The organism is Curvibacter microcysteis, assembly GCF_028649455.1.
Lineage (GTDB): Bacteria > Pseudomonadota > Gammaproteobacteria > Burkholderiales > Burkholderiaceae_C > Curvibacter > Curvibacter microcysteis.
Genome location: NZ_JAQSIO010000001.1, coordinates 143,631 through 167,234, shown reverse-complemented (window position 1 = coordinate 167,234; position 23,604 = coordinate 143,631). Strand labels below are relative to the sequence as shown.

At 70.1% G+C, this 23,604-nt stretch carries 19 protein-coding genes; 16 read left to right on the top strand and 3 right to left on the bottom strand.

Going from position 1 to position 23,604, the window contains the following annotated elements:
• Positions 1 to 63 precede the first annotated feature (63 nt).
• Complete coding sequence (locus PSQ39_RS00690; protein ID WP_273924673.1) at positions 64 to 3,690, top strand: ATP-binding protein; 3,627 nt, start codon at positions 64 to 66, stop codon at positions 3,688 to 3,690.
• The gene (locus tag PSQ39_RS00685; protein ID WP_273924672.1) at positions 3,687 to 4,682 is read left to right on the top strand and encodes a response regulator transcription factor; all 996 of its coding nucleotides are present in this window, start codon (positions 3,687 to 3,689) and stop codon (positions 4,680 to 4,682) included. Before PSQ39_RS00690 ends, PSQ39_RS00685 begins: the two co-directional genes overlap by 4 nt.
• A gap of 12 nt (positions 4,683 to 4,694) precedes the next feature.
• Here the strand turns inward: PSQ39_RS00685 and PSQ39_RS00680 are convergent, their stop codons facing one another.
• On the bottom strand, positions 4,695 to 5,330 hold the full coding sequence (locus tag PSQ39_RS00680) for a DUF938 domain-containing protein (RefSeq protein ID WP_273924671.1): 636 nt from the start codon (positions 5,328 to 5,330) through the stop codon (positions 4,695 to 4,697).
• 23 nt (positions 5,331 to 5,353) lie between these two features.
• Positions 5,354 to 6,733, bottom strand: a complete 1,380-nt coding sequence (locus PSQ39_RS00675) for a DEAD/DEAH box helicase (RefSeq protein WP_273924670.1) — start codon at positions 6,731 to 6,733, stop codon at positions 5,354 to 5,356.
• A gap of 153 nt (positions 6,734 to 6,886) precedes the next feature.
• On the opposite strand from PSQ39_RS00675, the gene PSQ39_RS00670 reads away from it, so the two are divergent.
• Positions 6,887 to 7,864, top strand: a complete 978-nt coding sequence (locus tag PSQ39_RS00670; protein WP_273924669.1) for a tRNA dihydrouridine synthase — start codon at positions 6,887 to 6,889, stop codon at positions 7,862 to 7,864.
• Between the two features lie 20 nt (positions 7,865 to 7,884).
• On the opposite strand, the gene PSQ39_RS00665 is transcribed toward PSQ39_RS00670, so the two are convergent.
• Positions 7,885 to 8,505 carry a lipocalin family protein gene (locus tag PSQ39_RS00665; RefSeq protein WP_273924668.1) on the bottom strand — a complete coding sequence of 207 codons (621 nt, stop codon included), beginning with the start codon at positions 8,503 to 8,505 and terminating at the stop codon, positions 7,885 to 7,887.
• A gap of 228 nt (positions 8,506 to 8,733) precedes the next feature.
• Between PSQ39_RS00665 and PSQ39_RS00660 the strand changes: the two genes are divergently transcribed.
• The 13 genes from PSQ39_RS00660 to PSQ39_RS00600 all read left to right on the top strand — a co-directional run bounded on the left by PSQ39_RS00660 (position 8,734) and on the right by PSQ39_RS00600 (position 23,601).
• On the top strand, positions 8,734 to 10,248 hold the full coding sequence (locus PSQ39_RS00660) for an acetyl-CoA hydrolase/transferase family protein (RefSeq protein WP_273924667.1): 1,515 nt from the start codon (positions 8,734 to 8,736) through the stop codon (positions 10,246 to 10,248).
• A 37-nt stretch (positions 10,249 to 10,285) separates the two neighbouring features.
• On the top strand, positions 10,286 to 11,212 hold the full coding sequence (locus PSQ39_RS00655; RefSeq protein WP_273924666.1) for a bestrophin family protein: 927 nt from the start codon (positions 10,286 to 10,288) through the stop codon (positions 11,210 to 11,212).
• Positions 11,213 to 11,252: 40 nt separating this feature from the next.
• Positions 11,253 to 12,650 (top strand): phospholipase D-like domain-containing protein, encoded by a 1,398-nt coding sequence (locus PSQ39_RS00650; protein WP_273924665.1) that lies wholly within the window; start codon positions 11,253 to 11,255, stop codon positions 12,648 to 12,650.
• 153 nt (positions 12,651 to 12,803) lie between these two features.
• Positions 12,804 to 13,781 (top strand): tripartite tricarboxylate transporter substrate-binding protein, encoded by a 978-nt coding sequence (locus tag PSQ39_RS00645; RefSeq protein ID WP_273925591.1) that lies wholly within the window; start codon positions 12,804 to 12,806, stop codon positions 13,779 to 13,781.
• Between the two features lie 94 nt (positions 13,782 to 13,875).
• Positions 13,876 to 14,439, top strand: a complete 564-nt coding sequence (locus PSQ39_RS00640) for a 3'-5' exonuclease (protein ID WP_273924664.1) — start codon at positions 13,876 to 13,878, stop codon at positions 14,437 to 14,439.
• Positions 14,440 to 14,554: 115 nt separating this feature from the next.
• The gene (locus tag PSQ39_RS00635; RefSeq protein ID WP_273924663.1) at positions 14,555 to 15,343 is read left to right on the top strand and encodes a TetR/AcrR family transcriptional regulator; all 789 of its coding nucleotides are present in this window, start codon (positions 14,555 to 14,557) and stop codon (positions 15,341 to 15,343) included.
• Complete coding sequence (locus PSQ39_RS00630) at positions 15,340 to 16,248, top strand: SDR family oxidoreductase (RefSeq protein ID WP_273924662.1); 909 nt, start codon at positions 15,340 to 15,342, stop codon at positions 16,246 to 16,248. The genes PSQ39_RS00635 and PSQ39_RS00630 overlap by 4 nt, the downstream gene beginning before the upstream one ends.
• 48 nt (positions 16,249 to 16,296) lie before the next feature.
• Entirely contained in the window at positions 16,297 to 17,910 is a 1,614-nt protein-coding gene (locus PSQ39_RS00625; protein WP_273925590.1) for an acyl-CoA carboxylase subunit beta, read from the top strand.
• Between the two features lie 47 nt (positions 17,911 to 17,957).
• Positions 17,958 to 19,136 carry an acyl-CoA dehydrogenase family protein gene (locus tag PSQ39_RS00620; protein WP_273924661.1) on the top strand — a complete coding sequence of 393 codons (1,179 nt, stop codon included), beginning with the start codon at positions 17,958 to 17,960 and terminating at the stop codon, positions 19,134 to 19,136.
• A gap of 13 nt (positions 19,137 to 19,149) precedes the next feature.
• Positions 19,150 to 19,953, top strand: coding sequence for an enoyl-CoA hydratase/isomerase family protein (locus PSQ39_RS00615; protein WP_273924660.1), 804 nt, complete (start codon positions 19,150 to 19,152; stop codon positions 19,951 to 19,953).
• Positions 19,950 to 21,950, top strand: a complete 2,001-nt coding sequence (locus tag PSQ39_RS00610) for an acetyl/propionyl/methylcrotonyl-CoA carboxylase subunit alpha (protein ID WP_273924659.1) — start codon at positions 19,950 to 19,952, stop codon at positions 21,948 to 21,950. Before PSQ39_RS00615 ends, PSQ39_RS00610 begins: the two co-directional genes overlap by 4 nt.
• Positions 21,947 to 23,119, top strand: a complete 1,173-nt coding sequence (locus PSQ39_RS00605; RefSeq protein WP_409241966.1) for an acyl-CoA dehydrogenase family protein — start codon at positions 21,947 to 21,949, stop codon at positions 23,117 to 23,119. The genes PSQ39_RS00610 and PSQ39_RS00605 overlap by 4 nt, the downstream gene beginning before the upstream one ends.
• On the top strand, positions 23,116 to 23,601 hold the full coding sequence (locus PSQ39_RS00600; protein WP_273924658.1) for a thioesterase family protein: 486 nt from the start codon (positions 23,116 to 23,118) through the stop codon (positions 23,599 to 23,601). The genes PSQ39_RS00605 and PSQ39_RS00600 overlap by 4 nt, the downstream gene beginning before the upstream one ends.
• Positions 23,602 to 23,604 lie beyond the last annotated feature (3 nt).

Below are 23,604 nucleotides of genomic sequence, written 5' to 3'. Positions count from 1 at the left end.
CGTGGCGCCGTGCGCCACCACCTGGGCGCCCCTGTTTGTTTGCAGCCACGGAGCTCACCACCCATGAGGGCCATTCCCCCCATCGTTGCCGCCGCCCCTGAAGGGGACGGGGTGGGCGCGCCCGCCGAGGCCGCGCCCCAGCAGGTGGTCAAGATCCGGCGTGACTACAACAGCTGGGTGGCCAGCGAGACCCTGGAGGATTACGCCCTGCGTTTTGCGCCGCAGCGCTTTCGGCGCTGGTCGGTGTTCCGGGTCGCCAACACCGCGTTTGGCGCGGCGTCCTTCCTGATCCTGGAGGCGGTGGGCGCCACCTTGCTGGTGCAATACGGGTTTTTGAACGCGTTTTGGGCCATTTTGGCGACCGGGCTGGTGATCTTCCTGGCCGGGCTGCCCATCAGCGTGTACGCCGCGCGCTACGGGGTGGACATGGATTTGCTGACCCGGGGCGCTGGGTTTGGCTACATCGGCTCGACCCTGACCTCGCTGATCTACGCGTCCTTCACCTTCATCTTTTTTGCGCTCGAGGCCGCTGTCATGGCCTACGCGCTGGAGCTGGCGCTGGGCATTCCACCCTCCTGGGGCTACCTGATTTGTGCTTTGGTGGTGATCCCGCTGGTGACCCATGGGGTGTCGGTGATCAGCCGGCTGCAGGTCTGGACCCAGCCTTTGTGGCTGCTGATGCTGGTCGTGCCCTATGCCTTTGTGCTGCTGCGCGATCCTGGTGCGTTTGCTGGCATCACGCACTACGGTGGTGAATCGGGTGGCCATGTGGGCTTTGATTTGCACTTGTTTGGTGCTGCCTCGACGGTGGGCATCGCCTTGATCACCCAGATGGGCGAGCAGGCCGATTACCTGCGCTTCATGCCCCGGCCCGACCCGGCACGGCGCTGGCGCTGGTGGGCCGGCGTGCTGGCTGGCGGCCCGGGCTGGGTGCTGGTGGGGGTGGCCAAGATGCTGGGCGGCGCCTCGCTGGCCTACCTGGCCATCACCCACATGGTGCCGCCCGACCGCGCGGTCGACCCCAACCAGATGTACCTGGCGGCCTACGAGTACGTGTTTCCGAACTACGGCTGGGCGGTGGCGGCCACGGCCATCTTCGTCGTGCTGTCCCAGTTGAAGATCAACGTGACCAATGCCTATGCGGGCTCGCTGGCCTGGTCCAACTTCTTCTCGCGCGTCACGCACAGCCACCCGGGGCGGGTGGTGTGGGTGGTGTTCAACACCTTGATCGCCTTCATGCTGATGGAGATGAATGTGTTCGAGGCCCTGGGCGATGTGCTGGGCCTGTACTCCAACATCGCCATCGCCTGGATGATGACGGTGGTGGCCGACCTGGTGATCAACAAGCCGCTGGGCCTGTCGCCGCCGGGCATCGAGTTCAAGCGCGCCCACCTGTACGACATCAACCCGGTGGGGGTGGGCGCCATGGCCCTGGCCTCGGCCCTGTCCATCTCGTCCCACCTGGGGCTGTTCGGGCCGACCGCGCAGGCGTTTTCGGCCTTGATCGCGCTGGGCACGGCCCTGGTCACTTCCCCGCTGCTGGCCTGGGCCACGGGCGGGCGCTACTACATCGCGCGCCAGCCTGAGCCCGACACCGTGCCCGACGGGGCCAGCGGCAACGGCGCCTACCTGGGCAGCAGCCTGCGCCGCTGCGTGATCTGCGAGCGCGAGTACGAATCCCCCGACATGGCGCATTGCCCGGCCTACCGAGGCCCCATTTGCTCGCTGTGCTGCACCCTGGATGCGCGCTGCGGCGACCTGTGCAAACCCCACGCCAGCCTGTCCACGCAGTGGTCCTCGGCGCTGCGCTGGGTGCTGCCGCGCGGCATCTGGCCCTACCTGGACACCGGGCTGAGCCACTTCTTGCTGCTGGCCCTGATCATCGTGCCGGTGCTGGCCACGGTGTTTGGCCTGCTCTACCACCAGGAGCTGCGCACCTTGAGCGAGCTGGTGCCCGGCCTGTCGCTGGGCCAGGGCGCGCTGCGCTCGGGCTTTTTGAAGGCCTACATGGCCATGCTGGTGATCGCCGGCATCGTGGCCTGGTGGCTGGTGCTGGCGCACAAGAGCCGCCAGGTGGCCCAGGAAGAGTCGAACCGCCAGACCCGTTTGCTGATGCGCGAGATCGAGCTGCACCGCCAGACCGACGAGGCCTTGCAGACCGCGCGACAGGTGGCCGAGCGGGCCCGCCAGCAGGCCGACCAGGCCAACCAGGCCAAGAGCCGTTACATCAGCGCCATCAGCCACGAGCTGCGCACCCCGCTCAACAGCATCCTGGGCTATGCCCAGCTGATGGGCGAAGACGCGGGGGTGCCACCGCACCGCAAGCAAGCGGTGAACGTGATCCGGCGCGGCGGCGAGCACCTGCTGGGCCTGATCGAGGGCACGCTGGACATCGCCCGCATCGAGTCCGGCAAGATGACCCTCGAAGTGCGGCCCATGCGTTTTGCCGACTGCGTCAACGACGTGGCGGCCCTGTTTGACCTGCAGGCCGCGGCCAAGGGCCTGCGCTTCCAGTTCGAGGCCCGGGGCGAGTTGCCCGAGGCCGTGCGCGCCGACGAAAAGCGCCTGCGCCAGATCCTCATCAACCTGCTGGGCAATGCCATCAAGTTCACCAGCCGGGGGCAGGTGAGTTTTCGGGTGCGGCACCAGCGTGAAATGGCCACGCTGGAAATCGAAGACACCGGCCCCGGCATGAGCGCCGCCGAGCTGCAGCAGATCTTCGAGCCCTTTGCGCGCGGCAACACCGCCAGCGCGGGCTCGGGCGGCGCTGGCCTGGGCCTGACGATCGCCAAGATGCTGACCGACCTCATGGGCGGCGAGCTGACGGTGGACAGCACCCCCGGCCAGGGCTCGGTGTTCCGTGTGCGTCTGTTCCTGCCCGAGGTGCCCGCCCACACCGTGGCCGGCCCCAGCGCCCAGGCCCCGGCGCACGCGCCGCGCAGCGGCTACGAAGGCCGGCGCCGGCGCCTGCTGGTGGTCGACAACGAGGAACCCGACCGCGAGCTGCTGGTTCAGCTGCTGCAGCCCTTGGGCTTTGAACTGCGCACCGCCGCCAGCGGCCACGACGCGCTGGACCTGCTGGCCGCCGGCTACCAGCCCGACGCGGTCTTCATGGACCTGGCCATGCCCGGCATCGACGGCTGGGAGACGGTGCGCCGCCTGCGTGCCGCCGGCCACACCGAGGCGCGGGTGGCGATCGTGTCGGCCAATGCCTTTGACAAGGGCCTGGACAACGACGTGGGCATTGCCAGCGAAGACTTCCTGGTCAAGCCCGTGCGCCACACCGAGCTGCTGGACTGGCTGGAGCGCCGTCTGAGCCTGGTCTGGCAGCGAGGCAGCGCCGAAGCCGCGGAGCCCCGCGTGCCCGAGCGCTCGGCCACCGTCGCGGCCACCTTGTCCGCCGGCGCGGACGAGGTGCCGGCCTTGGCCCGTGAATTCCTGCCCGGCAGCGAGGCCCCCACCAAGCCCCAATGGCCCTCGGCGGCGCGCCTCAAAACACTGCTGGAGGCGGTCAACCTGGGCTATTACCGGGGCGTGATGAATGGCCTGGCCGACATCGAACGGCACGAGCCCGCCTGCACCGCTTGGGTCGAGGCCTGGCGCCTGATGGCGCGGCAGTTCCAGTTCGAGCGCCTGGCCGAAGAGATCGCGCGACAATCGCAGTCCCCGACCGAGCCCCATCGCCCATGACCCCCACCCCCCTCGACCAGACCCTGGACCGTGCCAATAGCGATGTGGTGCTGGTGGTGGACGACGTGCCCGACAACCTGGCCGTGCTGCACGACGCGCTGGACGAATCGGGCTACACGGTGCTGGTGGCCACCTCGGGCGAGGCTGCTTTGCAGCGCGCCCAACAAGCCCTGCCCGACGTGGTGCTGCTGGACGCCATGATGCCCGGCATGGACGGCTTCGAGGTGGCGCGCCGCCTCAAGGCCGACCCGCGCACCGCGCCCATCCCCATCATCTTCATGACCGGCCTGACCGAGACCGAGCACCTGGTGGCGGCGCTGGAAAGCGGCGGCGTGGACTATGTGACCAAGCCCATCAAGCCCAAAGAGGTGTTGGCGCGCATGAACGTGCACTTGCAGGGCGCGCGCCGGGCCCGGCAAGAGGCGCGTCAGGCGGGCCAGGCCCGCAATGCGCTGGACGCCTTTGGCTACGCCAGCATCACGGTGCGCGTCAGCGACGGGCGCCTGATGTGGCAGACCGCCTTGGCGCGCGACCTGTTGCAGCGCTACTTCGGCACCAGCGCCCCGGTCACGCCCGAGCCGGTGGTGGACTGGTTGCGCCGCCACCTGGCCGAGGCCCAGGCGGCCATCGAGCCGCCGCGCCTGAGCTTTGACCAGGGTTCGCGCCGCATCACCTTCCGCCTGCACCAGCAAACGGGCGACAGCGAGGGCGGCGGCGACTGGTTGATCGTCATGCAGGAGGTGTCGGACGAGGCCGTCATCGAGGCCATGAGCTTTTCGTTCAAGCTCACGGCGCGCGAGGCCGAGGTGCTGTACTGGGTGGTCAAGGGCAAGATCAACCGCGACATTGGCGACATCCTCGGCGCCAGCCCGGCCACCATCAAGAAGCACCTGGAGCGCGTGTTCGCCAAGCTCGGCGTGGAGACGCGCACCGCAGCGGCCGCCATGGCCATGAACCGCATCCGCCAGCTCAACCCCCAGTTCGAGGGCTGAGGCGCCGTCCCCTTAAACCTGGGCGTTGCCGTGCCCCCACACCAGCAGCCAGTTGTTGGCGGGCAGGGCGTGGCGCGCCTGCAGGCGCAGGCCGGCGCGCTGGGCTTCGGCCTGCACCGCGTCGAGCGCGCGCAGGCCCCAGGCCGGGTTGCGCGCCTTCAGGTCGGCGTCAAACGCCAGGTTGCTGGGCGCGGTGGGCAGGTCTGCAAACAGGTAGGGGCCGTAGGTGATCAGCTGGCCCCCATCGCGCAGCACGCGCGCAGCGCCTTGCATCAAGGCCGCGCAGCTGGACCAGGGCGCGATGTGCAGCATGTTGGCGCAAAACACCAGGTCCACGCGGTGGCCGGCGGGTAGCCAGTCGGCCTGGTGCACATCGAGTGCCAGCGGCGCGCCCAGGCGGGCTTGCAAAGCGGGCTCGGCCAGCGCGCGGCGCGCCTGCAAGGTGGCCAGGGCGCTGGGGTCGGGGTCGCTCATTTGCCAGTGCCAGCCGGGCAGGCCGGCACTGAAGTGCAGCGCGTGCTGGCCGGTGCCGCTGGCGATCTCCAGCGCCTGGCCCTGGGGCGGCAGCAGCGCCTGCAACTGGGCCAGGATGGGGCCCTGGTTGCGCTCGGCGGCGGGGGAGAACGGCAGCTCGGTGGGGTGGGTCATGGGTCGGGCTCGCTCAGGGCGGTTCAGGACTGGCCCGCGCGCGCGGCTGCCAAAGCGGCGGCTTCGCGCAGCTTGTCCTTCTTGCTCTTGCGCGCGCCCTTGATGCCGCCCGTGGCCTGCTCGGGCGTGGCGACCTCGCTGGGCTCAAAGCCGGCCAGTTGCTCGCGCGGCACGCGCTGCTGCTGGCGCTTTTCGATCAGGCGGAAGTGCGACTCCTGCGCGGCCGTGACAAAGCTCACCGCCAGGCCCGAGGCGCCGGCACGCCCGGTGCGGCCAATGCGGTGGGTGTAGTCGGCGGCGGCGCGCGGCAGGTCGTAATTGACGACCACGGGCAGGCGCACGATGTCGATGCCGCGCGCAGCCAGGTCGGTGGTCACCAGCACGCGGGCGCTGCGGTCCTTGAAGGCCTGCAACACCTCGCTGCGCTTACCCTGGCTCAGCTCGCCGTGCAGCGAAGCGGCATGCAGGCCGGCGCGCTGCAGCTTCAGGGCCACGGCTTCGGTGGCGTAGCGCGTGGCCACGAACACCAGCACCTGGGTCCAGCCCTCGGTCTCGATCAGGTGGCGCAGCAGCTGGGTGCGGCGCGACTCGTCCACCGCGATGGCGCGCTGCACGATGTCGGGCGCGGCCTGCTCGGTGGTGCTCAGCTCGATGTGGATGGGCTCGTGCAGCAGGCCGGCGATCAGCGCGTCCAGCGCCGCTGGGAAGGTGGCCGAGAACAGCAGGTTCTGGCGCTGCGTGGGCAGCAGGGCCAGCACGCGTTGCAGTTCTTCGGCAAAGCCCAGGTCCAGCAGGCGGTCGGCCTCGTCCAACACCAGGTGGGCCACCTGGTCGAGTTGCAGGGCGCGCTGCTCCACCAGGTCGAGCAGCCGGCCCGGCGTGGCCACCACCACCTCGGCGCCGCCGCGCAGGGCCAGCATCTGTGGGTTGATGGAGACGCCGCCGTAGAGCACGGCCAGGCGCAGTGGGTCGGCGCAGCGGCGCGCCAAGAGGTAGATGAACTCACCCACTTGCTGGGCCAGCTCGCGCGTGGGCACCAGGATCAGCACCCGCGTGGCGCGGCGTTCGCGCGCCGCACGCGGGGCCTCCAGGGCGGGCAACAGCTTTTGCAGCAGGGGCAGGGCGTAGGCGGCGGTTTTGCCGGAGCCGGTTTGGGCGCACACGCGCAGGTCGTGGCCGGCCAGCACCTGGGGAATGGCCAAAGCCTGCACCGGCGAGGGCTGGTCATAGCCGTGGGTCAGGGCCGCCTGGGCCAGGGCTGGCAGCAGGCCGAGCGCGCCAAAGTTCGAGGCCGTGGGCGATGCGGGAGGCGTCACCGAGGGCGTCGCAGCCGCGGGCGTGGCGTCGCCATCAAGCGCTGGGGTCTGGGGGCCGGGGGCGGCGGGGGAGGGGGAGCTGGACATTCAAGACCCGGTTGGTGGCTGGCGGCCGCGAGTGCGGCCCAAGTCGCTATTGTCGCAAACCGGCCTGCGGGGGCGGGGCAGCCCCCGGCGGGCGGGGGGCGCATCGGCGAGAATCACGCCTTTCGTCTCTCACCTCACCCCGGTAATTTTTCAATGGCCATTTTGTTGGCGCCCATGGAGGGCCTGCTGGATTTCGTGCTGCGCGACGTGCTGACCCGGGTGGGGGGCATTGACCGCTGTGTGTCGGAATTCATCCGCGTCACCGACGCCGTGCTGCCCGAGCGCGCCTTCTTCCGCATCGTGCCCGAGCTGCGCCATGGTGGCCGCACGCCCGCCGGGGTGCCGGTGCGCGCGCAGCTGCTGGGCTCGGACCCGGCCTGCCTGGCCGACAACGCGGCGCGCCTGGCCTCGCTGGGGCCGGCGGGCATCGACCTCAACTTCGGTTGCCCGGCCAAGGTGGTGAACCGCCACGGCGGCGGCGCCGCCTTGCTGCAAGAGCCGGAGCTGCTGCACCGCATCGTGTCGGCGGTGCGCCGCGCGGTGCCGGCGTCCATGCCGGTGTCGGCCAAGATGCGACTGGGTTTCAACGACGACCAACTGGCCGAGGACTGTGCCCGCGCCATCGCCGAGGCCGGGGCCGACGAGCTGGTGGTGCATGGCCGCACCAAGGCCCAGGGTTACAAGCCGCCCGCTTATTGGGACCGCATTGCCGACGTGCGCGCGGTGGTCCGCATCCCGGTGGTGGCCAACGGCGAGGTCTGGTCGGTGGCCGATGCGCGCCGCTGCCGCGCCGAGTCCGGCTGCCAGGACCTGATGCTGGGGCGCGGCATGGTGGCCCAGCCCGGTCTGGCGCTGGCCATCCTGGCCGACCAGGGCGTGGCGGCGGGGCGGGTGCCTGATTGGGCGGACGTGCAGCGCCTGCTGCTGTACTTCTGGCAGCTCAACCAGTCGCACATCGAGCCGCGCTCGCGCCCGGGCCGGCTCAAGCAGTGGCTCAATTACCTGCGCCGCAACCACCCCGAGGCCGAAGAGGCCTACCAAAGCCTGCGCACGGTCAATGACCCGCTCCAGGTCGAGGCCTGGTTGGACCGCCTGCCGGTCAATCAGGCGCCCGAGGCCGCGCTGGCCTGAGGCGGCGCGCGCGGTTCGCTTCAGGGTTTGGCGCTGGCCGCGGGCTGGGCGCTGCTTTGGGGGCTCAGTTGCAGCCGGTCCAGGTCAAAGCCTTGGGCGCTCAGGCGTTGCAGCAAGGCCTGGTAGGCCTGCGGGTCGACCTGGGGCTGGCGCGACAGCACCCACAAAAATTCACGTTGCGGCTCGCTCACGGCCACCAATTGGTAGGCCGGGTCCAGGTCGATCACCCAATAATCGCCCCAGACGGCGCTCAACCAGCCCAGCCAGACCGGGGCAAAGCGCACCTGCAGGCGGGGCGAGTCGGTGCCGCCCACCAGGCGGGCCGCGCCCTCGGCGCTGTCCACGCTGCCGTCGGCGCGTCGGCATTGGTTGAGCACGCGCACCTGGCCGTCGGGCCGCAGCTGGTAGTCGGCGCGGGTGTCGGCCACGCATTTTTGTTGGAAGCGGTTGGGGTACTTGGCGATTTCGTACCAAGTGCCCAGGTAGCGCGGCAGGTCCAGGCGGGCCACGGTTTGCAGCGGCGCGCTGGGGGCCGTGGCAGGCGCCGCGTGGCTCAAGGCGCCCGCGCCCAGCAGCAGGGCGGCAGCGGCCAGGGCGCGCCAGCGGGCGCGGGGCAGGGCAGAGGTCAGGGTTGAGGACATGGTCTCAAGGGGTTGGAGGGCCGGGGGCGGCCGAGGCGGTGGACACATTGTGCGGTGCGCCGGTCAAGCCTCGGTGAAGCCCGCCCAGCGCATCACAGGGTCATTTGAAAAATGGAATGGTGTTCCAAAAAATACTTGGGTAAACCCTGATTTGTCACGATCTGCTGCTAGACTTTTGGCCGCTGGCGCCATCCCAGGCGCCCACCCCCTGATAGGAGACCTGAGCGCATGAGCCCGACCGACCGCATCCGCAGCCCCGAACTTTTGGCCAAGGTGATGAGCGCCGCCGAGGCCGCCGCCCTGATCCCGGTGGGGGCGAACGTGGGCATGAGTGGTTTCACCGGTGCGGGCTACCCCAAGGCCGTGCCCCAGGCCCTGGCCGACCGGCTGGCTGCGCTGCACGCGGCGGGCGACACCTCGGCACGCATTGGCTTGTGGACCGGCGCGTCCACCGCCCCAGAGCTGGACGGCGCCTTGGCCAAGGCCGATGGCATCGAGATGCGCCTGCCCTACCAGTCCGACCCGACCTGCCGTGCGCTGATCAACGCCGGCAAGATGCACTACACCGACATGCACCTGTCCCATGTGGCGCAGTTCGCCTGGTTTGGCTTCTTGGGCAAGCTTGACGTGGCGGTGGTCGAGGTGGTGGCCATCCTGCCCGACGGGCGCCTCGTGCCATCCACCTCGGTGGGCAACAACAAGACCTGGCTGGACCAGGCCGACAAAATCATCATCGAAGTCAATGAGCTGCAAAGCGCTGGCCTCGAGGGCATGCACGACATCTACTACGGCACCGAGATCCCGCCGCACCGCAAGCCCATCCCGATGCTGCACACCGGCGACCGCATTGGCGAGCCCTACCTGCGCTGCGACCCCAAGAAGGTGGTGGCCGTGGTCCGCACCAGCCAGGCCGACCGCAACTCGGTGTTTGCCGCGCCGGACGCCGTGTCCGAACAAATTGCCGGCCACATCATGGAATTCCTGCAGCACGAGGTGAAGGCGGGCCGCCTGCCGCCCGAGTTGCTGCCCCTGCAGTCGGGCGTGGGCAATGTGGCCAATGCCGTGCTCAGCGGGCTCAACCAAGGGCCGTTCGAGAACCTGACCGCTTTCACCGAGGTGCTGCAGGACGGCATGCTCGAGATGCTGCGCTCGGGCAAGCTGAGCTTTGCCTCGGCCACCGCGCTGTCACTGAGCCCGGCGGCCACGGCTGAGTTCAATGCCAACATCGACTTCTACCGCCAACGCATCGTGTTGCGCCCGCAGGAGATCAGCAACCACCCCGAGCTGGTGCGCCGCCTGGGCGTGATCGCGATGAACGCGATGATCGAGGCCGATCTCTACGGCAACGTCAACTCCACCCACATCATGGGCTCGAGCATCATGAACGGCATTGGCGGCTCGGGCGACTTTGCGCGCAACGGCTACCTGTCTTTCTTTGTGACGCCCTCGGTGGCCAAGGGCGGGGCCATCTCGTGCATCGTGCCCATGGTCTCGCATGTGGACCACACCGAGCACGATGTGCAGGTCATCGTCACCGAACAAGGCCTGGCCGACCTGCGCGGCCTGGCCCCGACGCAGCGCGCCAAGCTGATCGTCGAGCGCTGCGCCCACCCCAGCTTCCGGCCCCAGTTGCAGGACTACATCGACCGTGCTGCGCGCGGCGCCCCGGGCCTGCACACGCCCCACCTGCTGAGCGAGGCCTTGAGTTGGCACACCCGCTTCCTCGAAACCGGCCACATGTGAAGTCCGCCCGCCGGGCCGGGCCAAGCGGAGCCAAGCCATGATCGTGCGCGACCGCCCCAACGGGCTGCAGCTGTTCCTTTTGATGCGCGGCTCCATCATGCCGCGCATCAGCCGCCTGCTGCTGATCAACATCGCGCTGGCCACGGTGGTCACGCTCAGCCACGGCGCGCTGTTCCACACCAAGATCACGCTGACGGCGATCCCCTTCACCTTGATCGGCCTGCCGCTGGCGATCTTTTTGGGCTTTCGCAACACCGCCGCATATGACCGCTACTGGGAGGCGCGCAAGCTCTGGGGCGAATTGGTGCTGCGCAGCCGCAACCTGGCGCGCCAGTGCCTGTGCCACATCGGGCCACCGCCCCCCAGCCAGCCCGACCTGCGCCAGGCCATGGTGCGGCGCGCCGGCGCGTTTTGCCACGCGCTGCGCCTGCTGCTGCGCGACACCCGCGACACCGCCCCGGTCCAGGCCGCGCTGCCCGCGGGCGAGTGGGCTGCCGTTGCCTCCAGCCGGAACCTGCCCCAGGCCTTGATGATGCGCATGGGCGCCGACCTGGCGGCCTGCCAGCGCGCGGGCCAGGTGGACGCGCAGATGGTGGTGCAGATCGACAACACCTTGTCGGCCATGACGGCCGCGGCGGCGTCTTGCGAGCGCATCAAGAGCACACCGGTGCCCTTTTCCTACACCTTGCTGCTGCACCGCACGGCCTACGTCTACTGTTTCTTGCTGCCTTTTGGTCTGGTCGACACCCTGGGCTTCATGACCCCGGTGGTCGTGGCCGTGGTGGCCTACACCTTCTTTGGCCTGGATGCGCTGGGCGATGAAATCGAAGAGCCCTTCGGCCTGCTGCCCAACGACTTGCCGCTGGACGCGCTGTGCCGGCACATCGACATCCAGCTGCTCGAAGCCCTGGGCGAGACCGACTTGCCCGCCCCTTTGCAGCCGGTCGACTACTGCTTGATGTAGGGGGGATGAGCGGTCAGAGCCCTGGGCCATACTGCAGGCCATGCTGTTCACGCTGACCCCTTTTGACTGGTGGACCCTGCACGGCTTGGTCACGGTGCTGGCGCTGCTGGTCTACATCATCACCTCCCATGTGGCGCGCCAGCGCCGCCAACCCGCGGCCGCCATCGCCTGGGTGTTCTTCATCCTGCTGATGCCGTATGTGGCCTTGCCGGCCTACCTGAGCTTTGGCTCGCGCAAGCGCAAGCGCCCGGGTCTGCACGCCGTGCCCCACGCCCTGGCCGCGCCCGGGGATGGCCACTGGGTGACCCGCACCCTGTGCGCGCTGGGCCAGCCGGCGCCCGCCACCTACCGTGACCTGAACCTGCACGCCGACGGGCGCGCGGCCCGCGAGGCTTTGCTCGCCGCCATCGCCCAGGCCCGGCACCGCATCGAGATCGCCACCTTCATCCTGAAAGACGACCTGCTGGGCACCGAGGTGATTGACGCCCTGTGCGTCCAGGCGCGCGCCGGCGTCCGCGTGCGCCTGCTGCTTGACGGCCTGGGCAGCCTGATGGCGGGCCGCCCGCGCTTGCAGCGCTTCACCGACGCGGGCGGCGAGCTGCTGCTGTTTGTGCCGCCCCTGCATTCGCCGCTCAAGGGGCGCACCAATTTGCGCAACCACCGCAAGCTGGTGCTGGCCGACGCCGGCCACCCGCAGGCCCGGCTGTGGTGCGGTGGACGCAACCTGGCGGCCGAGTACTTCGAGGGCCAGCCCGGGGTGCCCGTCTGGTGCGACCTGAGCTACGACCTGCGCGGCGCCCTGGTGCAGCAGGCCAGCCAGTTGTTTGAGCACGACTGGGCTTTTGCGGGGGGGCAGGCCCACCCGGCCGCCCTCTTGCCCACCGAGCCCGGCCACACCCAGGCCGCGCGGGCCCAGTGGGCCGCCTCCGGCCCCGACCAGGCCGACGACACGGTCTATGCCTTGCTGCTCACCGCCGTCTACCGGGCGCGCCAGAGCCTGAGCCTGGTCACCCCATACTTCGTGCCCGACCCGGCCCTGCTGATGGCCTTGTGCCTGGCGGCGCGCCGGGGGGTGGTGGTGGATTTGCTGCTGCCAGCGCGCTCCAACCACGGCCTGTCTGACTTGGCGCGCAACCGCGCTCTGCGCCTGCTGGTGCAGGCCGGTGGCCGGGTCTGGTTCTGTCCGGGCATGTTGCACGCCAAGCTGGTGATCGTGGACGACGAACTGGCCCTGGCCGGCTCCTCCAACCTGGACAGCCGCAGCCTGTTCCTCAACTACGAGTTGATGCTGGCCTTCCAGCCTGGCGAGGCGGTGCAGCGCTTCCAAGCCTGGTTCGACGAACACCGCGCCCAGGCCCAGCCTCACCACCCCCGGCCGGCCGGCCTGGTCCGTGACGTGCTGGAGGGCATGTTGCTGTGGACCGGCTTCGAGTTGTGAGGCCGCAGGGGGTGGGTCCAGCCTGATGAGTCAGGGCTTGCGCAGCGCTTAAAGTCGGGGCTTCAGGTCGATTGCAGGCCTGGTTTCGACGGAGTAGTCATGCGTTCCTATTTGCCGCGCCCGCTGGGCGATTCCGCCTCGCCTGAGGCCCCCATGGATTCATCCCGCCGCCGCGCCTGGCAGGCCCTGGGTGCTCTGGGCGCCAGTGCCTGGGCTGGCGTCGCTGCTGCCCAGACCGCCCTCGAAGGCGGCCCGCTGAAGATCGTGGTGCCTTACCCGCCTGGGGGCTCGTCCGACCGCGCGGCCCGCCTGGTGTCCGACGCCATCGCACCGCGCCTGGGTGTGCCGGTGATCGTGGAAAACCGTGTCGGCGCCGGGGGCCGCCTGGCCGCCCAGCAACTGCACCGCGACACCTCGGGCCACAACCAGGTTTTGCTGGCCAACCCCGCCACCATGGTGGTCGCTCCCCTGGTGTTCAAGGACAACGGCTACGACCCTGAACGCGATTACCAGCCCCTGGCCCAGGTCACGCGCTACGCCTTTGGTGTGGCCGTGGGGGCGGGTGTGCCGGTGCGCGAGTTCAGCCACCTGCGCGCTTGGATGCAGGTCAACCAGGCGCAAATCGCGGCTGGCGTGCCCGCCACGGGCAGCCTGCCGCACTTTTTTGTGCTGATGCTGGGCGAGCAACTGGGCCTGAAGATGCCGGTGGTCGGCTACCGGGGCTCGGCCCCCTTGCTGAACGACCTGATGGGCGGCCATGTGCCGATCGCGGTCGACACCCTGGACTCGCTGGAGCCCCTGCACAAGGCCGGCAAGCTGCGCATCCTGGCCGTGTCCAGCGAACGCCGCACCGCCTCCTTGCCCACCGTGCCCACCTTCCGCGACGTCGGCCTCAAGTTGTCGGCCGAAGGCTGGAACGTGCTCTACGCCCCCAGCAGCCTGCCAGCGGCGCGCGCCCAGCGCATCGCCCAGGCGGTGGCCGAGGCCATGGCCGACAAGGCCTTGCAGGCGCGTTTTGTGGCGGCGGACATGGAACCCGTGAGCAGCGGCCCCGAGGCCACGCGCCGCATGTTGACGGCTTTCCAGGCCCAGTGGGCCCCGGTGGTGCGCCAGTCGGGCTTCCAGCCTTGAGCTGGCCCAGCCTGACCCGGCCCCAAAGTTGCTAACAGCCCCCCAAGTCGATGTTTTGATGCACCGGCAAACCAACAACAGGGAGGAGCGCAGCATGCAAGCTGACGCAGTGCTGGAAGAAAACGGCCTCACGGCGCCCACGGTGATCGACATCGAGGCGTCCGGTTTTGGCCGTGGCAGTTACCCCATTGAGGTGGGCTTTGTGCTGGCGGATGGCGAATCGTGGTGCAGCCTGGTGCGGCCCGAGCCGGACTGGCTGCATTGGGACATCAGCGCGGCGGCGGTGCACCGCATCCCGCGCGACAGCCTGCTGCGCCACGGCCGCAGCTGCGCTGACGTGGCGCAGTTGTTGAACCAGCGCCTGCGTGGCCAGACGGTCTACACCGACTGCTGGGCCCACGACTACGCCTGGATCGCCCGCCTGTACGACGCCGCCGAGCGCAGCCCCAGTTTCAGGCTGGCCAATTTGCAAGGCCTGCTCAACGACACCCAACTGGCGCGCTGGGACCAGACCCGGGCCGAGGTCGCGGCCCGGCTGCGCCTGCACCGGCACCGCGCCAGTGCCGACGCGCGGGTGTTGCAACAAACCCTGGTGACCCTGCGCCATGCCTCGGCGGCGGGCGGGATCGCGCCTGCCAGCGAGCCCGGCCCAGGCTGAGCCCGCGGCGCTGGCCGCTGTGCCGGCTGGCCGCCAAGCAGAGCCCCTGGCGCCAGATTGATTTATGCAAAGCAATCGCTTGCTAAAAATAAATTGATTTGCTAACCTGCCGGACATGGAAAAACCTGTCCGACGCAGCCGCCGTGCGGCGTCCCCCTCTGCCACGCCGGGCACCGCCCCGAAAGTCCCCGTCAGCGCCGTGCCGCGCACGCCAGACGGCCCCGTTCTGTCCCTGGTGGCCACCGAGCCGCCACCCGCCACTGAGGCGCCGGCGCCCCCGGAAGTCCGCCGCCCGCGCGGCCGCCCCCGCAAGACGGCCGACGAGCTGGACGACGGCAACCGCCGCCGCAAGCTGATCGAGGGCGCGGCCCGCCTGTTCCGCACCAAGGGCTTTGACGCCGCCAGCACGCGCGACATCGCCGCCGCCGCCGGCATGCACAGCGGCTCGCCCTTCTACCACTTCGAAAGCAAAAGCGCCTTGCTCTACGCCGTCATGGACGAGGGCATGGTGCTGGCCGCGCACAGCCAGGCCAACGCCCTGGCCTTGCTGCCCGCCCAGGCCACGCCGCGCGAGCGACTGCGCGTGCTGGTGCGGCACCACTTCGAGATCTTGCTGGGCCCCCACAGCGACTTCATCCCGGTGATGCTTTACGAATGGCGTTCGCTCAGCGGCCCCCAGCGCAAGGGCATTGCCCGCGTCAAAGACGCCTACGAAGCCGCCTGGATGCCGGTGCTGCAGGCGCTGGCCGCGCAAGGCCTGCTGCAGGCCGAACCAGGGGTGGCGCGCCTGTTCATCTTTGGTGCGCTGAACTGGTCGGTGCAGTGGTTCGATGCCAAGCGCGGCCTGAGCCTGGATCAACTCACCGAACAGGCGCTGGCCCTGTTCATCCGGGAGGCCCCATGAAGCCCGCTGCGTCAACGGCTTACCGCTCCGCCTTCGCCCCCGGCCTGTTCGATGGCCAGGTGGTCCTGGTCACCGGCGGCGGCTCGGGGATTGGCCGCTGCGCGGCCCATGAACTCGCGCGCCTCGGCGCCCGGGTGGTTTTGCTGGGGCGCAACGCCGACAAGCTGGCCGCCGTGCGCGCCGAGATCGGAGCCGATGGCGGCCAAGCCAGCACCCTGGTGGCCGACATCCGCCAGGAAGACGCGGTGGCCACCGCCGTCGCCACCCTGCTGGCCGAGCACGGCCGCCTCCACGGCCTGGTCAACAACGCGGGGGGCCAGTACCTGGCGCCGCTGGAAAGCATCTCGGCCAAGGGCTGGGAGGCGGTGCTGCACACCAACCTCACGGGGGGCTTTCTGGTGGCGCGCGAGTGCTACCGCCAGCACCTGGCGGCGCACGGCGGCGCCATCGTCAACATCGTGGCCGACATGTGGGGCAGCATGCCCGGCATGGGCCACAGCGGCGCGGCGCGCGCCGGCATGGTCAGCTTCACCGAGACCGCCGCGCTCGAATGGGCCTGCCAGGGCGTGCGCGTGAACGCGGTGGCACCGGGCTACATCGCCTCCAGCGGCATGGACCACTACCCGCCCGAGGCCGCCGACCTGTTGCGCGCCATGCGCCACACCGTCCCCCTGGGCCGCTTTGGCAACGAGGCCGAGGTGTCGGCTGCCATCGTGTTCCTGCTCAGCCCGGCGGCCAGTTTCATCAGCGGCAGCACGCTGCGCGTCGATGGCGCGCGGCCCCAGGCCCGCCTGGGCTGGCCGATGCAAGGCCCCAGCGCCGAGGTGCAGCAGCGCCCGGCGGTGCGGCCGTTCGATGGGTTTCACCGCGCCCAGACCCCCCAGGTGTTTGCCGAACCCCAATGAGTGGCTGAGCCCCTCCACGACGAAGCCCCCGCCCCGGACGCCACGACCATGAGCCACTTTGAATCCTGCTGGAACCCGGCCTCGCCCCAGGCCTTGCAAGCCCGGTCAGCCCTGTTGGAGCGCCTCGTCGCGCTGCGTGCGCTCGAAGAGCGGGCTGCGGCGGCCTCGGCCCGCTCGCAAGCGGTGTTTGACAAGCGCGGCCAGCTGCTACCGCGCCAGCGCGTGGCCCTGCTGCTGGACCCGGGCCGGCCCTGGCTGCCGCTGGCCACGCTGGCGGGTTATGGGCAGGACACGCCCGAGCTGGCGCGCTCGGTGCCCGGTGGCGGCATGATCGCGGGCATTGGCTGGGTGTCGGGCGTGCGCTGCATGGTGGTGGCCAGTGACTCGGGCATCGAAGCCGGCGCCATCCAGCCCATGGGGCTGGAAAAGATCCTGCGCGTGCAGGAGATCGCGCTGCAAAACAAGCTGCCCTTTGTGCATTTGGTCGAGAGCGCGGGCGCCAACCTGATGCGCTACCGCGTCGAGGGCTTTGTCCACGGCGGCAGCCTGTTCCGCAACCTGGCGCGGCTGTCGGCGGCGGGCATCCCGGTGATCACCGTGCAGCACGGCTCGGGCACGGCGGGCGGCGCTTACATGCCGGGCCTGAGCGACGTGGTGATCATGGTGCGCGGGCGCTCGCGCGCCTTCCTGGCTGGGCCACCGCTGTTGCAGGCCGCCACCGGCGAGATCGCCACCGAAGAAGAACTGGGCGGCGCCGAGATGCATACCCAGGTTTCCGGTCTGGGCGAGCACCTGGCCGAAGACGACCGCGAAGCGCTGGCCCTGGCGCGCGAGGTGGTGGCCCAGTTGGGTTGGGGCGTGCCCGAAGCGTCCGCCGCCTTTGCCGAGCCGCGCTACCCCGCCGACGAGCTCTTGGGCCTGATGTCGGACGACCTGCGCCAGCCCGTGGACATGCGCGAGCTGATGCTGCGCCTGGTCGATGGCTCCGAGCTGCTGCAGTTCAAGCCCCTGTACGGCGCGGCCACCGTCTGCGTCCAGGCCCGCATCGAGGGCCAGCCCGTGGGCCTGATCAGCAACAACGGCCCGATCGACGTGGCCGGTGCCAACAAGGCCACGCACTTCATCCAATGGATGTGCCAGCTGGGTCACCCCCTGATCTACCTGCAAAACACCACCGGTTTCATGGTGGGCAAGGACAGCGAGCAGGGCGGCATGATCAAGCACGGCAGCAAGATGATCCAGGCCGTCAGCAACGCCACCGTGCCGCAAATCACCTTGCAGTGCGGCGCCAGTTTTGGGGCCGGCAACTACGGCATGTGCGGGCGCGGCTATGCGCCGCGCTTTTTGTTCACCTGGCCGAACGCGCGCACGGCGGTCATGGGCGGTGCGCAGGCGGCGCGCACCATGCAGATCGTGGCCGAGGCCGCGCTGGCGCGCAAAGGCCTGGCACCCGACCCGGTGCGCGCCCAGGCGCAGTTTGATCAGACCGTGGCGCTGTTCGAGTCCCAGGCCGATGTGTTCCACACCAGCGGCCTGCTGCTGGACGACGGCGTGATCGACCCGCGCGACAGCCGCGCCGTGCTGGCCCAGTGCCTGGCCCTGTGCGCCGAGGCCGAGGCGCGCCGCCTGCGGCCGCTGCAGTTTGGGGTGGCGCGCATGTAGACCTTGCGCTGCCCCCGGATCCCTCATGACCAAAACGGAGACCAACCATGCAATTCACCCATGAGCACCGTGAGATCCAGAACACCCTGAAGCGCTTCATCGACGCTGAGATCAACCCCCATGTGGACGCGTGGGAAGAGGCCGAGATGTTCCCCGCGCACGAGGTGTTCAAGAAGATGGGCCAGTTGGGCCTGCTGGGCCTGACCAAGCCCGAGGCCTATGGCGGCGCCGGCCTCGACTACAGCTACGGCCTGGCCATGGCCGAGACCCTGGGCCACATCGACTGCGGCGGCGTGCCGATGGCGATTGGCGTGCAGACCGACATGTGCACCCCCGCGCTGGCGCGCTTTGGCAGTGACGAACTGCGGCGCGAGTTCCTGGCCCCGGCGATCGCGGGCGATCAGGTGGGATGCATCGGCGTGTCCGAGCCTGGCGCCGGCAGCGATGTGGCCGGCATCAAGAGCGTGGCGCGCCGGGACGGCGACGACTACGTCATCAGCGGCCAGAAGATGTGGATCACCAACAGCCTGCAGGCGGACTGGATGTGCATGCTGGTCAACACCGGCGAAGGCCCGGTGCACAAGAACAAGAGCCTGGTCATGGTGCCGCTGCGCGACGGGCCCCGGGGCCGGCTGACCCAGGGCATCGAGGTGGCGCGCAAGATCAAGAAGATCGGCATGAACAGCAGCGACACCGGCCTGCTGTACTTTGACGAGGTGCGCGTGCCGCAGCGCAACCGCATCGGCGCCGAAGGCCAGGGCTTCATCTACCAAATGCAGCAGTTCCAGGAAGAGCGCCTGTGGGCCGCCGCGAGCTGCCTGCAGTCGCTGGACAACTGCTTGAGCGCCACCATCGGCTGGGCCCAGGAGCGCCGCTTGTTTGGCGGCACCCTGGCCGACCAGCAGTGGGTGCAGTTCAAGCTGGCCGAGATGAAGACCGAGCTGGAAAGCCTGCGCGCGCTGACCTACCGCGCCTGCGAGCTGTATGTGCAGGGCCAGGACGTGACCGAACTCGCCAGCATGGCCAAGCTCAAGGCCGGGCGGCTGAACCGCCTCATCCCCGACGGCTGCCTGCAGTTCTGGGGCGGCATGGGCTTCACCTGGGAGAACAAGGTCTCGCGCCTGTACCGCGACGGCCGCCTGGGCTCCATCGGCGGCGGCGCCGACGAGGTCATGCTGGGCATCCTGGCCAAGACGCTGGGCATCGCCAAGCGCCCCCAGGCCTGAACGGAGCGCCGCCGTGAGTGAATCCCTGCTGATCACCCGCCAGCCCCTGGGCAGCGGCCAGGCCGAGCACTGGACCCTGAACGACCCCGCCAGCCGCAACGCCCTGAGCCCGGCCCTGGTCGAGGCCTTGAGCGCCGCTTGCGCGCGGGCCCAGGGCGACCTGGCCCTGCGCGCCATCGTGTTGCAAGGCGCGGGGGGCAGCTTCTGTGCCGGCGGCAGCCTGGGCGGCTTCGCCCAACAAATCGGCCAGCCCCTGGCCCCCGGTCAGGCCGACCCCTTGCGGCCCATGAACCGCGGCTTTGGCCGCTTGTTGCAAGACCTGTGCGCCTTGCCTCAAATCCTGCTGGCGGCGGTGGATGGCCCCGCCATGGGCGGCGGCCTGGGCCTGGTCTGCTGCGCCGATTGGGTGCTGGCCTCGCCGCGCGCGGTGTTTGCCACGCCAGAGGTCACGCTGGGCATCGTGCCGGCGCAGATTGCCCCCTTTGTGCAGCGCCGTATGGGCGACGCGTCGGCGCGGCGCTGGTTGCTGTCGGGCCAGCGCGTCGACGCCCCCCAGGCCCAGGCCGACGGCTTGGTCCACACCGTGGTGGACGACCTGTCCGCGGCTGTGGCCGCGCAGCTGCAGGCCCTGGCCCCCAGCGCGCCGGCCGCGGTGGCCGCCACCAAGCGCTTGCTGAACCACCCCTTTGACACCGGTTTGGACGCCTGGCTGGACACGGCGGCCCAGGCCTTTGCCCAGTCGCTGCGCGGGCCCGAGGCCGCAGCCGGCCTGGCCGCTTTTGCCGCGCGCCGCCCGGCGCCCTGGAGTCAGCCATGAAACGCCTCTTGATCGCCAACCGCGGCGAGATCGCCCGCCGCATCATCCGCAGCGCCCACGCGCTGGGCCTGGAGACGGTGGCGGTGTTCTCCGAGCCCGACGCCCAGGCCCTGCATGTGCGCGAGGCCGGCCAGGCCTTTGCGCTGGGCGGCAGCCGCTCGGCCGACAGCTACCTGCGCGTCGACCGCCTGCTGGCGGCGGCCCGCGCCACCGGCGCCGACGCGGTGCACCCCGGGTATGGCTTCTTGAGCGAGAACGCCGACTTCGCCCAGGCGGTGCTCGACGCGGGGCTGGCCTGGGTGGGCCCGCCGCCGGACGCCATCCGGGCGCTGGGCAGCAAGGCGGCGGCCAAGGCGCTGGCCCAATCCCAGGGTGTGCCCTGCCTGCCCGGCTACGCGGGCGAGGATCAGCGCCCCGAGCGCTTCGCCACCGAGGCCGAGCGCATCGGCTACCCCGTGATGGTCAAGGCGGTGGCGGGCGGTGGTGGGCGCGGCATGCGCCTGGTGACCCAGCCCGCCGAGCTCGCCGCCGCGCTGGCCAGCGCGCGCTCCGAGGCGCTGGCGGGTTTTGGCTGTGGCGACCTGCTGATCGAACGCGCCTTGCTGGCGCCGCGCCATGTCGAGCTGCAGGTGTTTGCCGACACGCAAGGCCACTGCATCCACCTGGGCGAGCGCGATTGCTCGGTGCAGCGCCGGCACCAGAAGATCATTGAAGAAGCGCCCAGCCCGGCGGTGGACGCGGCCTTGCGCCAGCGCATGGGCGACTGCGCCGTGGCCCTGGCCCGGGCAGCGGGCTATGTGGGCGCGGGCACGGTGGAGTTCCTGCTCGACGGCAGCGACTTCTACCTGATGGAGATGAACACCCGGCTCCAGGTCGAGCACCCGGTCACCGAGGCCCTGACCGGGCTGGACCTGGTCGAGTGGCAGCTGCGCGTGGCGCGCGGTGAGCCGTTGCCGCTGCGCCAGGAGCAGGTCCGATTCGAAGGCCATGCCATCGAGCTGCGCCTGTGTGCCGAGGACGAGCACTTCCGCCCGCACACCGGGCGTCTGCTGCACTTCAGCGAGCCGCCCGGCGCGCGCCACTTCGAGCGCGCCGGCCTGGGCGGCCTGCGCTTTGACCACGCCCTGGCCACCGGCACCGAGGTCAGCCCGCACTACGACCCCCTGCTGGGCAAGCTGATTGCCCACGGCCCCACGCGCGAGGCGGCCATCGAGCACCTGCTGCGGGCCCTGGCCCAGACCGAGCTGCTGGGCCTGCCGAGCAACCGCGCCTTCCTGGCCGCCTGCCTGGACCATCCCGAGTTCCGCGCCGGCCAGGCCCTGATCCCTTTTGTGCAGCAGCACGGCCCGGCCTTGCGCGCCGGCCTGTTGGCGGCCGAGCAGCAGGCCCTGGCTCCGGCCGGCCCGGCCCTGGTGTGGCTGGCGCGTGCGCCGGCCGCGCAGTTGGCTTGCCCATTGGAGCGCCCACTGCGCCTGCGCCACCGCGACCAGGTGCAAAGCTGGTCGGTGGGCGAGGCCGGGCAGGGCGTTTTGCAGGGGCGCGACCCCCAGGGCCAGCCCTTCCAGCTGGGCCTGCAGCCACTGGCTGATGGCCGCCTGCTGCTGAGCCAGGACGGCCGCCAGTGGTCCGTGCGCGCCGTGGCCCTGGCCGGGCGACGCTGGCATGTGCAGCTTGCTGGTGTCGATGGCTGGCTGGAGGACGCCAGCTTCGAGCCGCTGCGCCGGGCCGGCGAGGGCGAGGCCGCGCGCGTGCTGCGTGCGCCCTTCAATGGCCGCGTGCTGCGGGTCGACGTGGCGCCCGGTCAGGCCCTGCTGGCGGGCCAGCCGCTGCTGGTGATCGAGTCCATGAAGCTCGAGCATGTGATCGCGGCCAGCGCCCCCGCCCAGGTGGCGGAGCTGCTGGTGGCGCCAGGCCAGCAGGTGGCGCCGGGTCAAGTCCTGTTGCGGCTGGCGCCGGCCCAGCCTGCAGCCGCCCCCGTTTTGGAGTCCGTGGCATGAGCCCCATCCCGATGAACCCCGATGAACTGCGCGCCGACCGGGCCGCCCTCAGCGACCTGGTGGCCCGCTTCGCTCGCGAGGAGATCGCCCCCCATGTCAGCGACTGGGATGCGGCGGGCGAGTTTCCGCGCGCGCTGTACCGGCGCGCGGGCGAGCTGGGCCTGCTCGGCCTGGGCTATCCCGAGGCCCATGGCGGCACCCCCGCGCCGTACGCGCTGCGCCTGTCGCTGTGGCAGGCCCTGTGCCGGCATGGCGGCAGCGGCGGCGTGCTGGCCAGCCTGCTGTCGCACAACATCGGCTTGCCGCCGGTGCTGGCGCATGGCAGCGCGGCGCTGTGCCAAGAGGTGATCCCGCCGGTGCTGCGTGGCGAGCAGATCGCCGCGCTGGCCATCACCGAGCCCGGTGGCGGCTCGGACGTGGCGGCGCTGCGCTGCACGGCCCGGCGCGACGGCGACGACTACGTGATCGAGGGCGAAAAGACCTTCATCACCTCGGGCCTGCGCGCCGACTGGCTCACCGTCGCGGTGCGCACGGGCGAGCCCGGCAGCAAGGGCGCGGGCGGCATCTCGATGATCGTGGTGCCGGGCCACAGCGCGGGCCTCACGCGGCGGCCGCTGCAAAAAATGGGCTGGCACTGCTCGGACACCGCGCAACTGCACTTTGACCGCGTGCGCGTGCCGGCCCGCTACTGCCTGGGCGAGGAGGGGCAGGGCTTTCGCATGATCATGGGCAACTTCAATGCCGAGCGTTTTGGCATGTCGGCGGCGGCCTTGGGCTTCAGCGAAGCCTGCTTCGACGAGGCCCTGGCCTGGGCGCGCCAGCGCCACACCTTTGGTGCGGCCCTGGTCGAGCGCCAGGTGATCCGCCACAAGCTGGTCGACATGCAGATGCGCATCCAGTCCACCGCCGCCTGGCTGGAGGCCGTGGCGGCCCGTGCCGATGCCAGAGACACGGGCGCCGACTGGGTGGCGCAGGTCTGCCTGTTGAAAAACCACAGCACCCAGACCCTGCAGTTCTGCGCCGACCAGGCGGTGCAAATCCTCGGCGGCATGGGCTTCATGCGCGGCACCGTCAGCGAGCGCCTGTACCGCGAGGTCAAGGTCATGATGATTGGCGGCGGCGCCGAGGAAATCATGAAAGACCTGGCCGCCCGACAATGGGGCTTATGAGCAAAACCCACGCCCCCCTGCCCGAAGCCTTTGAGCCCGAGTTTGAAACCGGCCTGAAGAAGATCTTTGAAGAAATGATCGTCTTCAACACCGTGCTCGGCCTGAAGATCACCTCGCTCAAGCCCGAGACCGTGACCGCGCGCATCGACATGAAGCGCGAGCTGATCGGCCACTTCAGCTACAACCGACTGCACGGCGGCGTCGCCGCGGCCGGCCTGGACGCGCTGGGTGGCCTGGCGGTGATGGCCGCCATCGGCGCGCGCCACATGGACGAGCCGCCACTGGAGCGGCTCAAGCGCTTTGCCAAGCTCGGCACCATCGACCTGCGCATCGACTACCTGCGCCCCGCCATTGGCGAGTACTTCACCCTGCACGCCGAGGTGCTGCGCCTGGGCTCGCGCGTGGCCTCCACGCGCATGGAGTTCCGCGGCCCCGACGGCACCCTGATGTCCACGGGCACCGGGGCCTACATCGTTTCTTGAGGT

Excerpts from the sequence above, each read along its gene's own strand:
- PSQ39_RS00665 (WP_273924668.1), bottom strand. The coding sequence starts at position 8,505 with ATGTCCTCAACCCTGACCTCTGCCCTGCCCCGCGCCCGCTGGCGCGCC.
- PSQ39_RS00620 (WP_273924661.1), top strand. The coding sequence starts at position 17,958 with ATGCAATTCACCCATGAGCACCGTGAGATCCAGAACACCCTGAAGCGC.
- PSQ39_RS00645 (WP_273925591.1), top strand. The coding sequence starts at position 12,804 with ATGGATTCATCCCGCCGCCGCGCCTGGCAGGCCCTGGGTGCTCTGGGC.
- PSQ39_RS00690 (WP_273924673.1), top strand. The coding sequence starts at position 64 with ATGAGGGCCATTCCCCCCATCGTTGCCGCCGCCCCTGAAGGGGACGGG.
- PSQ39_RS00605 (WP_409241966.1), top strand. The coding sequence starts at position 21,947 with ATGAGCCCCATCCCGATGAACCCCGATGAACTGCGCGCCGACCGGGCC.
- PSQ39_RS00685 (WP_273924672.1), top strand. The coding sequence starts at position 3,687 with ATGACCCCCACCCCCCTCGACCAGACCCTGGACCGTGCCAATAGCGAT.
- PSQ39_RS00680 (WP_273924671.1), bottom strand. The coding sequence starts at position 5,330 with ATGACCCACCCCACCGAGCTGCCGTTCTCCCCCGCCGCCGAGCGCAAC.
- PSQ39_RS00635 (WP_273924663.1), top strand. The coding sequence starts at position 14,555 with ATGGAAAAACCTGTCCGACGCAGCCGCCGTGCGGCGTCCCCCTCTGCC.
- PSQ39_RS00670 (WP_273924669.1), top strand. The coding sequence starts at position 6,887 with ATGGCCATTTTGTTGGCGCCCATGGAGGGCCTGCTGGATTTCGTGCTG.
- PSQ39_RS00655 (WP_273924666.1), top strand. The coding sequence starts at position 10,286 with ATGATCGTGCGCGACCGCCCCAACGGGCTGCAGCTGTTCCTTTTGATG.
- PSQ39_RS00675 (WP_273924670.1), bottom strand. The coding sequence starts at position 6,733 with ATGTCCAGCTCCCCCTCCCCCGCCGCCCCCGGCCCCCAGACCCCAGCG.
- PSQ39_RS00610 (WP_273924659.1), top strand. The coding sequence starts at position 19,950 with ATGAAACGCCTCTTGATCGCCAACCGCGGCGAGATCGCCCGCCGCATC.
- PSQ39_RS00625 (WP_273925590.1), top strand. The coding sequence starts at position 16,297 with ATGAGCCACTTTGAATCCTGCTGGAACCCGGCCTCGCCCCAGGCCTTG.
- PSQ39_RS00640 (WP_273924664.1), top strand. The coding sequence starts at position 13,876 with ATGCAAGCTGACGCAGTGCTGGAAGAAAACGGCCTCACGGCGCCCACG.
- PSQ39_RS00660 (WP_273924667.1), top strand. The coding sequence starts at position 8,734 with ATGAGCCCGACCGACCGCATCCGCAGCCCCGAACTTTTGGCCAAGGTG.
- PSQ39_RS00650 (WP_273924665.1), top strand. The coding sequence starts at position 11,253 with ATGCTGTTCACGCTGACCCCTTTTGACTGGTGGACCCTGCACGGCTTG.
- PSQ39_RS00630 (WP_273924662.1), top strand. The coding sequence starts at position 15,340 with ATGAAGCCCGCTGCGTCAACGGCTTACCGCTCCGCCTTCGCCCCCGGC.
- PSQ39_RS00600 (WP_273924658.1), top strand. The coding sequence starts at position 23,116 with ATGAGCAAAACCCACGCCCCCCTGCCCGAAGCCTTTGAGCCCGAGTTT.